At 41.4% G+C, this 12,758-nt stretch carries 9 protein-coding genes; 3 read left to right on the forward strand and 6 right to left on the reverse strand.

Annotated features, from left to right (window positions below; genetic code table 11):
• Nucleotides 1-235: 235 nt before the first annotated feature.
• Both IQ244_RS15565 and IQ244_RS15570 read right to left on the reverse strand, forming a co-directional pair.
• The gene (locus IQ244_RS15565; RefSeq protein WP_193895575.1) at nt 236-3,478 is read right to left on the reverse strand and encodes an efflux RND transporter permease subunit; all 3,243 of its coding nucleotides are present in this window, start codon (nt 3,476-3,478) and stop codon (nt 236-238) included.
• A 31-nt stretch (nt 3,479-3,509) separates the two neighbouring features.
• Nucleotides 3,510-4,976, reverse strand: a complete 1,467-nt coding sequence (locus IQ244_RS15570) for an efflux RND transporter periplasmic adaptor subunit (protein ID WP_416209777.1) — start codon at nt 4,974-4,976, stop codon at nt 3,510-3,512.
• 505 nt (nt 4,977-5,481) lie between these two features.
• On the opposite strand from IQ244_RS15570, the gene IQ244_RS15575 reads away from it, so the two are divergent.
• Nucleotides 5,482-6,021, forward strand: coding sequence for a phycobiliprotein lyase (locus tag IQ244_RS15575; protein ID WP_193895577.1), 540 nt, complete (start codon nt 5,482-5,484; stop codon nt 6,019-6,021).
• 67 nt (nt 6,022-6,088) lie between these two features.
• On the opposite strand, the gene IQ244_RS15580 is transcribed toward IQ244_RS15575, so the two are convergent.
• The 3 genes from IQ244_RS15580 to IQ244_RS15590 all read right to left on the reverse strand — a co-directional run bounded on the left by IQ244_RS15580 (nt 6,089) and on the right by IQ244_RS15590 (nt 8,705).
• Nucleotides 6,089-6,715, reverse strand: a complete 627-nt coding sequence (locus tag IQ244_RS15580) for a hypothetical protein (RefSeq protein WP_193895580.1) — start codon at nt 6,713-6,715, stop codon at nt 6,089-6,091.
• 94 nt (nt 6,716-6,809) lie between these two features.
• On the reverse strand, nt 6,810-7,025 hold the full coding sequence (locus tag IQ244_RS15585) for a DUF2839 domain-containing protein (protein ID WP_193895582.1): 216 nt from the start codon (nt 7,023-7,025) through the stop codon (nt 6,810-6,812).
• A 123-nt stretch (nt 7,026-7,148) separates the two neighbouring features.
• A complete protein-coding gene (locus tag IQ244_RS15590; RefSeq protein WP_193895584.1) occupies nt 7,149-8,705 on the reverse strand; it encodes a helicase C-terminal domain-containing protein in 1,557 nt (518 codons plus the stop codon).
• Nucleotides 8,706-8,850: 145 nt separating this feature from the next.
• Here IQ244_RS15590 and IQ244_RS15595 point away from each other — a divergent pair, with 145 nt between their 5' ends.
• Together IQ244_RS15595 and IQ244_RS15600 are read left to right on the forward strand one after the other, a co-directional pair.
• Complete coding sequence (locus IQ244_RS15595; protein WP_193895586.1) at nt 8,851-9,813, forward strand: M48 family metallopeptidase; 963 nt, start codon at nt 8,851-8,853, stop codon at nt 9,811-9,813.
• Between the two features lie 389 nt (nt 9,814-10,202).
• Nucleotides 10,203-10,628, forward strand: a complete 426-nt coding sequence (locus IQ244_RS15600) for a hypothetical protein (RefSeq protein WP_193895588.1) — start codon at nt 10,203-10,205, stop codon at nt 10,626-10,628.
• 271 nt (nt 10,629-10,899) lie between these two features.
• Here the strand turns inward: IQ244_RS15600 and IQ244_RS15605 are convergent, their stop codons facing one another.
• A complete protein-coding gene (locus IQ244_RS15605) occupies nt 10,900-11,916 on the reverse strand; it encodes a ribose-phosphate pyrophosphokinase (RefSeq protein WP_193895590.1) in 1,017 nt (338 codons plus the stop codon).
• Between the last annotated feature and the right edge of the window lie 842 nt (nt 11,917-12,758).

The raw sequence follows: 12,758 nt of genomic DNA on the forward strand, positions 1-12,758 counted from the left end.
GCGAATAGAATTCACAGCAGTTTTATCTGTTATAAGTAGGTCGGTGTTAAAAATTGTCGTTATGACAAGGCAGGAGGCAGAGGGCAGGAGGAAAGAGGTTTTCTAGCCACTTTACTGTTCGTTACATAGTTCGGTTTATTTGCACTTTTCTACTTATATAGCCATGAGTCCATTCGCATAAAACCAACATAATACTTTTTACTTATTACTTCTCATTTTATTTTCTAGCCTTGATTTAGTAATACCTTTTCTTCCATTTATCCAACTTGGTTAATATTGGTTGAATCCAGCCAAAATCTAAAACATCGTGCAGCAATGTATAAAAACACGGAATAATAAACAGTGTTAATACAGTTGCTAATGACAAACCTGAAAACACAACTACGCCCAATGGTTGGAGAAATTCTGAGCCTTCGCCAATTCCCAATGCTAAGGGGAACATACCTAAAACGGTGGTAATAGTAGTCATGAGTACAGGCCGTAAACGTTGTGGCGCAGCTTGTAAAATTGCAGTTTTGCGATCAATATTGTCTCGTTCTCGAAGTTGGTTGGCTAACTCAACCATGATGATGGCATTGTTAACCACAATACCTACTAACAAGACTGCACCAACTATCACAGTTGCACCAATGGCAGTTTGAGTAATATAAAGACCGAAAATTCCCCCCGCTAGTGCTAACGGAATGGTAAACATAATCACCAATGGGTCGATCAGGGAATTGTATTGCACTGCCATAACTACAAATACAAGGAATGTTGCTAATCCACCTAATAGTTGCAGTGAGCTTTGCAATTGCTGATTTGATTCGGCTGCGGCGCTAGGTAAAACACTCACACCTTCTGGCAATTCGAGGTTATCTATTACTTGTTTTACCTGGGCTATGGCTTGACTTAAACTAGCTCCTTCGGTTAAATTCCCTGCGAGAATGACAACTTGACGCTGGTTGATGCGCTGAATTTCACCAGGAGCTTGGCCTTCCACGATTCTGGCAACATCACTTAACCGGACTTGCTGATTGTTATCTACAAATAACGGCAATCTTTCTAATTGAGATGGTGCTTGGATAGCTGTTTCATTCAACTTGACGCGTACATCAACTAAGCGGTTGCCGCGTTGTAACTGGGTGGGGACGCTACCTTCGAGGGCAGTCTGAATGGTATCGCCAATATCTGCCGTAGTTAAGCCTAAAGCTGCAACTCGCTCCCAGTCGGGCAAAATCTGAATTTCTGGTTGTCGTTCATCAGCATCGGGGCGGAATCGGGCGAGGGTGGCTTGTTCTTCTAACGCGGCTAAGACTTGACGACCGGCTTGTTGTAAAGTATCTGGGTTGTTACCTTGCAAAATCACGTCAACATCAGCACCCCGGACAGGAGAGTTATTTAAAATCAAACCCCGCACTTGTCCTGGTGAGAGACGCAAACGAATTCCCGCTAAGTTTAATTTATCAAGTTCTTTGGTGACTCGTTCTACATAAGCTTCGACATCAGTACCAGATTTTAAGCTAATGGTACTGGAACCGCGTAAGGGGTTGGCGTTGGTGGTGTTACCAAATAAGGCTCCACCAGCAGTGGAAAATATATATTCTGTTTCTGGCTGTTGGCGGAGAACCTCATCCACGGCGCTCATGACTTTGAGGTTAGAGTCTAAGGGTGTACCTGGAGGAAACTGGGCATTTAAGTTAGCTTGTCCGGTATTAATTCTGGGGAGGATTTCTTGGGGAATTTGCGGAGCCATCCACAAACTACCACCACCAAAGAAGAGGAGGGCGATCGCCACTGTAATTAATCGCCAGCGTAATATCATACTTAAAAAGCTGCCATATCCCCTGGTAGCAGCATCAAAGCGGTGATTAAATTCTCGCAATAGCCAAAATTCACTCAAACGGCTAGAAAACTTCCATCCCAATAGGCGAGATGCCATCATGGGGACAACGGTAACGGCAATGACAATTGAAGCCGCTACAGAAAAGCTGATTGTCAAAATTAATTCATTGAATAGTAGGGCGATAAACCCACCAATCAGCAAAAATGGTAATACTGCTACTAAATTGGTACTAGTAGACGCGACTAAGGCTGATTCGACTTCTCGACTACTTTGTTCTGATTGATTAATTAGTTGCTCTTGACTCAACCTACTTCTAGCCGTTTTCCCTGGAGTCATTCCCGCACCTTCGGCAATGTTCTCTAACATAACGATGGAGTTGTCGACGACAATACCCACACCCAACGCTAAACCACCCAAACTGAAAACATTGATAGATAAGCCAAATAAACCCATTAAGATAATTGCGGCTAGGGTGGCTAAGGGAATAGCTAGGACAATAATTAAGGTTTGGCGTATAGAACCCAGAAATAAAAGAACTGCGATCGCGGCTAATGCTGTCCCAATCAAACCAGAACTGGTAACATTAGAAATAGAGTTACGGATAAATCTTGATTCATCTAACGTAGCAGTAATTACTGTCCCTTCAGGAATTACACCAGACTGCTGCAGTTCTTCTACCCGTTGTTTGACACCATCAACCACATTGATAGTATTGGCATCTGGTTGTTTTTGAATACTGACTTTGACGGCTGGTTCGCCATTCAGGGAAACGAAAACTCTTTGTTGTTCTGCACCATCTATAATTTCGGCAAAGTCTCGCAAATAGACACGGTACTTAGGGACAGAGGATTGTGTATTAGTATTTGACGCAGCAGTTCCTGAAGATACCTCAAAGGATAGATTTCTCAATTCTTCTGCACTCCGAAAGCGCCCCACAGTCCGAGTTAATGGCTCGGAATTCTGCCCCAAAATTCGCCCACCAGAGATATCTTGGTTGCGGTCTCTCAGTTCATCTAAGACATCTGTTAAACCTACTCCCAAAGCTTGCAGTCGGTTCAAATCAATATTGACTCTAACTTCTTCTGGGACTCCGCCTGATACATCTACCCCAGCGACTCCAGGGACAACCCCTAGTTCACGGGCTAATTCTTCTTCGGCAAATACACGTAACTCTACACCTTCTAAGCTCGGTGAAGTTAAAGCTATTTCATAAACAGGTAACTGGGAAGGATCTACTTTAAATATGCGTGGTGCTTCTATGGTGTCGGGTAAAGTACCTCTGGCTCGATTAAATGCCGCAGTAGCATCGTTTAAGGCTTGGTCGATATTACCTCCCGGTTGAAAGTACAAATCTAAACTGACTTGACCTTCACGGGTTTGAGAAAAAACTTGTAATACGCCTTCGGTAGCGGAAAAGGCTTCTTCTAAAGGCTTTGTCACTTCATCAATTGCTACTTCTGGCGAAATCCCTGGCGCTGGTATCCGCACACCAATCCGAGGATAAGTAATTGATGGTAGTAAATCTACTGGTAGTTTGACTATAAAAAATATACCCATGACGATTACCGCCAGGGTAAGCATGAGTGTACCGATATGTTGACGGATGGAAATGGCGCTGATACTAAATCCGCCGCTTTTCTGGATTTGCTGCATGACTTATGATTGCACTCCAAATCTAAGATTCTTAATTTCTAGTTCCGCGTTGTGAAGATTTCGATTCGCCTGTTTCGGAGAGAATCGAAAGACGTACAGGGTTGCCATCTTTTAAGGGTCTACCGCTGCGAACTACGTAACGTTCTCCTGGTTGCAAACCCGATAAAATTTCTACTTTGCTGTCAGCTTTTTTGCCCAAGGTGACGCTACGTGCTGTTACTGTTGGTTTACCTTGTGTATCTGTAACTACAAATACAGTGCCATTTGTCTCGTTATTTGCTGCTTCAGACCCAGAAGGCTGTTTGGCTGACTTTTGCAGGGCGGTTTGGGAAACTACAACTCTTGGCTGTGCTTGGGTAGCAAAATTAACTCGTGCTAACAATCCGCTACCAATATTGCCTTGACTGTTGGGAACTTCAACTTCTACGGGGATGAGGCGAGCCGTAACATCGGCGGCGGGAGAGATGCGGATGACTCTACCTGTTAAGGTTCTTTGGGGAAAGGCATCTAAGCGTACTTGTACAGATTGTCCAACTTTAATTTTTGCGAGTTCTAATTCGGAAACTTGGACGACGACTTTCACGCGGCTAAAGTCGCCAATTTGCAGAACTTCGCCACCAGCTTGCAAAAGATTGCCTGGTTCTGTAACCTTGCTGGTAACTACACCATTGATGGGGGAAATCAATCGGGTGTAGGAACGGCGTTCTTTGACTTGGGCGACTACTGCTTGTTGGGCTAAAACTCTACCTTGGGTAGCGGCGACGGCTTGCTGTTCTGTACGGACTTGCTCTGTTGCAGCCCGCAAGGCTTGGGCGGCGGTTTGGGCTTGAGTGCGTGATTGTTCGGCAGCTTGTTGGGCGATCGCACCTTGTTGATATAATTGCTGCTGTCTTTGGGAGTCGGCTTCGGCTTGTACCAGTTGTAACCGCAGTCTTTCAACTTCTGCACGCGCGTTACTCACCTGGGTTTCGGCTCTGGCTACATCTGATTTTTGGGCGGCGAGTTCGGCTTCGGCTTGTTTTAATTCTGTCAGCAATAAAGCATCATCTAACTGTCCAATGCTCTGCCCCTTTTTGAGCCTATCGCCTACGTCTACATTTAAAGATAATAATCTTGCTTCTACTTGCGATCGCAGGGAGACAGTGCGGAAAGGAATTGTCGTACCCATATACTCTAGCTGTGTTTGCAGTGTACCTGTACTGGCGATCGCTACATCTACAGGTGTCGCACCACCACTTTGTTTACTACCACGTTGCGATTGTGCTTCGGCGGCTTCTTTGGGTAGAGAAGCACAACTAGCCGAAAGTAATCCTGTGGTTAATAAGCAAGCAAATAATGATAGGAATTTCCTGGTTTGGCTAAGGGGAAACGTCCTCTTGTTTGCTGGTTTCCCGAAATTAATTGTGGCGAATAAATCTAACTGGCTATTCATCACTGGGATTGGAGCTATGTAGGTTTGCTGTTTCATCGATTTTTGCGGTTGTCCGTTGAAAATCATTTATTTTGCTTATATAAAAACTTTTTTCAAAAATAGCCGCCTTTTTCCCAAGTAATTCTGAATATATTTCCTTAGATAGAAGAATTAATAATAAATCAATGTTGAGATAAATTCTTTGTATCAATTTTTACTACTTTTACTAAATCAAAGTTTAAAAACCCGATGCTATCTGCTGATGCGGATGTAGAGGGTTTTTTTACCTTTGATAAAATAAAGTTGGCAGTAAATTTTGTCTTATATCTTGGCTTTAAGCTCACGATATAAGACTTGTAAAAATTCCCATGTAGTCCTAATTTTTAGCCGGATTTTGGCGTTAGTACGCTTTAAATAATAATATTTAGTTTTACTAAGTATACCTAATATATACTAGCAAAGATGCTAGAAAAGCAATCTGCAATTCTCAGTATTTATGAGAGATATTAAAAATTCTAAACTGTAATTGTCTTTTGTCACCATGTAGTATATGTACAAACGCTATTTTTAGGATAGGCGAGGACAATAACGCGTGACATCACCGCTAAGACTGACTCAAAGTACTAACGAAGCAGAAATTACCCAATTTTTTCGCAAATCGGCCGGTCAGTGGCGCTCAGAAAGACGCTACTATACTCTGCCAGAAGGCGAAACTAAAGAAATGGTGAGTCTCATCACCATTCGGTTTTTAGCAGCAGGATGCACTGAGTTGCAAAAGCTGGCGCAGTTGCACAATTTACCTGATACGGTTAATTTAATTTGTGGTGCAGAAGTACTATGGAATAGTACGGATATACTAAAAAATAGGCAAGATTCTCAAGGTTCGACATTATTTGGTGCATTAGGAAATATTTTGTACCGCGATCGCGGTTTTGCCACATCCAAACCCATCACCGCAGAGTATCATTTTCCTAATTCGGAAACTCTGTGCTTGCGAACTGAGTACAACAATTCAGTGTTTGAGGAAGAATTAAAGTTAATTGGGAATAAATATCGCACCAGACAAACAATCATCTCTCGCGCTGGTGAACAGTTAATGATTGGTCAATATTTAGAAAAGCGAATTGACTAAACCGTAGAAAATAATAGGGAATAGATATTTATTGTCTGTTCCCTGTCAATCTGTTTTGTTTGAAAAACTAGGTGAAAGCGATCGCACTTCCATATTCAACACTTGCTTGTGCAACATTATATAAATCTAATAGTAATGATTTATGAACACTCAAAAAATCACTCTTATTATCTAACTCTTCTTTTCTTTGTTCATAGACTTTGTTTAGATTAGGCGTAAATTCTCCCAGATTAAAACTTAATAATTCTGCTAAATATTCTAATTCTTTCACTAAATAAATACTGGAACCTAGCCAATATCCAGGTAAATTTTGATCATATATAACTGTTTCAAAATCAATTGGTAGATAATAGCCATTACAATCAGAATGACATATTAAATGAGATTTTTTTAATTCAAATATATAATCTCCCAAATATGTAGGAATGTCTTTTTTATTACTATCCTCAACTGTTGGATTCCAGCCACGATTTTCAATAAATCTAGCAGCAAAGTATCTCAGATAGTGAATAGTAGAATATGACCAACTAAGTTGTGGAAATTCTAAATTCTGAACCCATTCTCCAAATGCTTCCTGATGAGTTGGTAAACCTTGCTGTTGAAGCACATTGTTAATATCAACAAGATCGCCTTCTACAAACTCAAGAAGTTCCTCATCAGACCATTCTCTAGCTAACCAGATTGTAACGCTCATTTTTTTGATAATTTGAACGTATTTTTTTAAAATTATTTATTAAAACAGTCGGTTGGGTTGAGCAATAGCAAAACCCAACCATCTGGATTTTTCTTTAACCTACAGTTTGCCACCAACCAAAAGCAGGGCCGATAAAACGAATAGTTACCCAAGCAGCAACCATACCACCAATACCAATCCAGGCTCCGCGAGTAGTCCAAGTCACAAATAATTCGGATTGACGTTTGGTGATGGGAACCCAAGATAATATGCGCTCATCTTGACCGTACTGTTCTCCCAATGTTTCTTTGCGACGTTTTGCTTCACCCATAATTAGCAATTCAAAATTTTAATTAGTGTGTGTTTAATTCAAAATTTGCGAACAAGCTGATAATACCGTTTGCTTCAGGGGCGATCGCTATCCGTTGACAAAATGTAAATAGTTATTCGTCATTTAAGCTGAATCTTCTTTATCTGGGTTGGCGAATAAACTGGGGTCAAGATAGTTAATGCGTGCTAGAGGGCTAAGGGCGGCGAGGATTTGTGAGCCATAGCTACGGTTAACCACTCGACTGTCAAGTAAAGCTACTACACCTTGATTTTCTCTTACAGGGGCGATCGCGCGTTGTAGTTCATTCAAAGCGGCTGGTAATAAGTATACCCGGAACCAATCTTGATGCGATCGCTTGTAATGAGCTACCCTTCCGGCTACCAAAGGATTTTCTAAAGATGGTAGAGGTAAAGTCGCAATAATTAATAGATGTGGCGCAGGTAAGACATTTTGATGTTCTCGCCAATATTCCCAACCACTAATTAAAATACCATTTTCATCTAAACAGGTTTTTTCTACCTGCACCCGTGAACCAAACTCTGAAGCCAAAATTGCGCCAACTTGCGCCTTGAGTGGGACATCTCCCACTAAAACTACTGTTAACCCTGGCGCAGTCGCACTTAAACACAATAAGGTGCGGACTTTATGAATAAAAGCGGGTTGAAATTCTGGTGTATTCGGTAAAGGTAACTGATGGGGTACATACAATTGAATCGCTTGGGCTTGACTATCTGAAGAGAACTTGAGACAAGTGACATCATCCAAACCCAACCGCTGACGAAATACAGGCGCTTCTGTTTCTGGTTCTAAAGCACTCCCAACTAAGACGACTGGCTGTCGTTCCCAAATCGGCGACAGTATCCCAGCCAGTTCAATCGGCGTGTAATGCAAAGAAAATAAGCCTTGGCGACGCTCAATCGTTGTCCAAAAAAGATGAGGTGGTTGATTTAGAGGCAAATTTTCATGAATGTATTGAAATTGCTGCCAGAAATTTTTCCACACATCAGGAATAACTTCTAGTGATAATTCGGCAAAAAGACGATGAATAATTTCTGCTTCTGGCTGGGAGATGAGATAACACTCATAAGGATTAGCTGGGTGCTGAAATACTTCTTTTGTCAGTTGTGTTCTAGCAGTACGAATTGCTTCAGCTTGGTAAGGACAAGCCAGCAGAAGTTCTTCCCAGTCTTGAGGCTGCACATCTTGAATTAGTTGATGACGTACCCAATCTTCTAAATCATCTACACCATCAATAATTGTCGGAATACCAGGGGGAAACATATCAGGAGATGTTAACTGCCCTTTTAACCAAGCTTCTGGAGAAGTCAGGAGTAGTCCTTGGAACTCAGAATTAGGCCAAGCATTACCTGTTCTGATGGGCTTTGGCGCTTGTAACCACTGTTGTAAGCGGGGAATTTCTACTTGCAACAGACGTTGTTGCACTGTTTCTGGAGCAACAATAATAACAGGGCCATGCCACATCAATGCCGATGCGACAAAGCTAGTGCGATATCGCCCTTGATAGCCACAAGCCGCCCCCACCTGAATTAAGGCGCTACGTCCTAGACGCAAGGCGCGTGCTACCAACCGAGCCATCGTCAAATGATGAGGCCAAGAAGGGAACCCCGCCTGCGATCGCAGGAAGTTATGCAGTGACAAATGAACTTCTGCCTCAATCACACGCTTTTAATCCCATACAAAGTGATTTTTACTTCCATTAGCCCCATTTCTATTATGTTGTCCTTTGTCCTTAGCCATTAGTTCTTTGTCAATACAGATGACTAATGACCAATGACTCATAACTAATCACCAATTTTCCTAACTTATGCCAACTTACACAGGAATTTCTAGCGAAGCCTTCAGGCATCCACTGGATCGCCAAGCTGAACAAGCTTTACGAAATTTACCAGGATTTGATTTAATTGCCCGTAAATTCATGGAATTTGTCTACGAACGCCCGCAGTTAGTCTATCTAATGGGTAACACCATCCAAGTCGGGCCGCGACAATATTCCACTGTTTACCAGATATTTCGGGAATGCGTGCGGGATTTGGACGTTTACCCAGAACCAGCACTGTTTGTCTCACAAGATCCCCAAGCAAATAGCTATGCTTTAGGGCAAGAAAATCCTTACATTGTCATAAATACAGGCATACTAGACTTGCTCGAAGAAGTCGAAATTAGGGCGGTGTTAGCCCATGAACTGGGGCATATTAAATGTAGTCATACTATTTTAATTCAAATGGCGATGTGGGCGATGAGTGCTGCTTCTGCCCTAGGTGAATTAACCTTTGGTATTGGTAATTTCGTTACCCAAGCTTTGATCTATGCCTTTTTTGAATGGCGGCGGAAAGCTGAGTTGACGGCAGATCGTGCCGCATTGTTAGTAATTGATGACGTAAATCCTGTAATGTCTTCGATGATGAAGGTATCTGGCGGCAGTAGCAAATATGCCCACGAATGTAGTTTACAAGAATTCATCCGTCAGTCAGAAAATTATCAAGCACTGGATGCAGATGGACTGAACCAAATATATAAATTCTTGATCTACAATGGCGCTCAGGGTACGATGTTAAGCCATCCCTTTGCTGTAGAAAGAATACATTATTTAAGGGAGTGGGCAGTATCAGAAGAATATCAGCAAATTCGCCGAGGAAACTATCAGCGATCGCCTGCTGAAGGTGCTGTAAATGTTGCAGCCCAAACTCCTGCAACTGAAGCAGAAAATTTGCGGCAGCAAATTGAAGAATTACAACAGGAAATTAATAGAATGAAAAGGTCTCAGTAGCTTGTAGGGTGGGCATAATTATGCTCACCCTTAAATAGGTTATTTTTATTTATCATTAATCCTAATATTTCGTAACATATATAACATTATCTTATTGTTTTTTGGCTGCAAATGATAATTTTTTCAGAACAGGCTTTTTATTGCTGACCTGAATATAAATTTTCTGTAGCGTGATTTATTTTTTAAGATTCCCTAATCTCCGATAATACTTTTTAGGGGTGCTTGGTAGAGATAAATATTCAGCAAACACTTATCGAACAGAATTCAGAAGTCAGGAGTCAGAATTCAGTTGGGTATTCTGTACGATTGGCGGATGAATAACTGGGTTTAAGACCCCATCAAACTCTAAAATTAGCAGAGCATGAAATTTCGTTTAGGCACTTCTAAAAATGGTAATTAACTTTCCCAAATGGCTGTCTTTGTTAGCTAATATTCTTGTCCTTGTCATGTTGATACCTGGGATTGCATTAGCTACGCCTCGACAAATTCATGCTAATTCTAGTGTGATTTTTTCCCAATCTCACAAAGCTGCAATCAACTTAGCATATTCGGAAACAGATTTTACGCCCCAAGAACGTCAACAACTCCAAGGTTTACGTCAACACCGCAACAAAGAAATTAGTAGCATCTTAAGTTCCTCACAACGGGAAAAACTGAAAGTACAGTTCCAGGCTGGTAATAATATTTATCAAGCTCTAGAAATTTTAGATTTACATCCAGATCAGCAAAGTATGATCAAAGCTGTGATGCAATTGTATAACTTGAAAACGAAGGCTATTTTATCTCGGCATTCCCTACAGGTAGGACAAGAATAAATGTTGTCATTGACCACTGACGGGGAAAATTTATAGTTTTATCTTTGTGTTAATAGTTGTGTCAATAAAAAGCGATCGCCTGCATAATAATTAAGAGCGATCGCTTTTTACATTCATGATGCCATCAAACTCAGGATTGGAGGAACTTTGCAGCCATACCCCCATGAAAATAAAAATTGAAGCACAAAGGAGAAAAAGTTTCTGACTTCATACTTCAAAATTTAATATTTATTTATGCCAGACTGTAACCTGAATAACAGTCTTTTGTGGGCTAACGGAACATACTACTTACAGAGGTATCTTCGTGAATCCGCCAGATGGTTTCTCCTAAAAGATTTGCCACAGAAAGCACTACTAGTTGTGGAAAGCGTTTGTCTTCTGGTAAGGGGATCGTGTTTGTGACGATGACTTCCTCAAACAAGCCGCTTGATAACCGTTCAATTGCTGGGGGAGAGAAGACTGCATGAGTAGCACAGGCATATACCTGACGCGCTCCTTCTTCACGCAGCAACCTAGCGCCTTCGGCTATGGTTCCGCCGGTGTCAATCATGTCGTCTACCAACACGGCTGTTTTGCCTTTGACATCACCAATGACGTTCAAGACTTCCGCTACATTATGAGCTTGACGGCGTTTGTCAATAATGGCAAGTGGGGCATCATTGAGTTTTTTGGCAAATGCTCTCGCCCGTGCTACACCACCGACATCAGGAGAAACAACTACCAAATCAGGCAGTTGTTTACTAGCCAAATAATCGAGTATCACTGGCGAACCGTAAACATGATCAAAGGGTATATCAAAGTAACCCTGAATTTGAGCAGCGTGCAAATCCATTGCCACAACGCGAGCCGCGCCTGCTTCGGTAATCAGATTGGCAACCAATTTGGCTGTGATTGATTCTCGTCCTGCGGTTTTGCGATCGGCACGAGCATAGCCATAATATGGAAGAACTGCTGTTACCTGTCTAGCCGAAGCTCGACGACAGGCATCAATCATAATCAGCAATTCCATTAGGTGGTCGTTAACTGGTTGACAAGATGGCTGGATTAAATATACATCACAGCCTCGAATAGATTCTTGGATTTGAACATAAAGTTCTCCATCCGCAAATCTTTTGCGAATCATTGGCCCCAAGTCCATCCCTAGATAACGAGCGACTTCTTGAGACAGTTGTATGTTGGCAGAGCCAGAAAATAGCCGCAGGCGATGGTTTTCAGTTAGTCCTGTTGCAGCTGGCTGCACCTTAAAAGCGGCAGAACTTAGCACAGCAGATCCTCGAAGTGCATTCATGGCGAGATTATCATTTAGATATTTACCAGATTTAACCGGAATAGGCTAAATAAACATCTGTGAGCTTTATTTAAGCTTTCATAAAAACTTTAAACATTTCTCAATAGAGCTACCATCAGTCGATTTTTCAGTCTTTAGTGGTAAACAAACCATCGAATTCGTAACTGACCTATAGTGTGTAAATTAGTCCTGTAGTGGAGTTGTTCTCAACAACTCCCATTTCCTCTAGATTAGTCTGGTAGAGTAATAATCCTACCAAGTATATTGATTACTGATCCCAACTCTTTTCAGCTTAAATGAAGTAGAACTGGAACTCAGACAGTAGAAATACCCAAAATTAAATTCTTCTGGGGTAGAAGAATATTTTATGATACCAGCTACAAAATTATAAACTGACAAACTAAATTTTTGGATTATAAATTGGACAAAAATTTTCAAATCTGCAAAATTAGCCTTGAAACTAAAAAGTCAGGATTTTGCTTTAGGGGAGTTAACCAGGGGGCGCAGAAATATATTTTCATGATTTCTCTTTTGCTATCTCCGCAAGCTTTCTTGTGGTTTTGGTCATTAGTTTGAAATTTGAATACATTATTCCTTTTCTTAGGGTAGAATATCGCCGCAGGTCATTGTCGTGTAACTTACGCATGAAAATGAGAAATTAAAGGTGGGAGTAATGGGTTCACAAGTTGATGAGTATGAGGGTAAAGAAATTTAGGGGCGTAAGGTACAAAATCCTCAAACCCTGACACCCAATTTCAAAGCAGAATTTTTGAGTCAATTCTATGATTATGTCCTCCAGACTCAGCTTTGTGAGGGCTGTCTTGTTAGTTATGATTAAATTT

This window comes from Nostoc sp. LEGE 06077 (genome assembly GCF_015207705.1).
Classification (GTDB): domain Bacteria; phylum Cyanobacteriota; class Cyanobacteriia; order Cyanobacteriales; family Nostocaceae; genus Nostoc_B.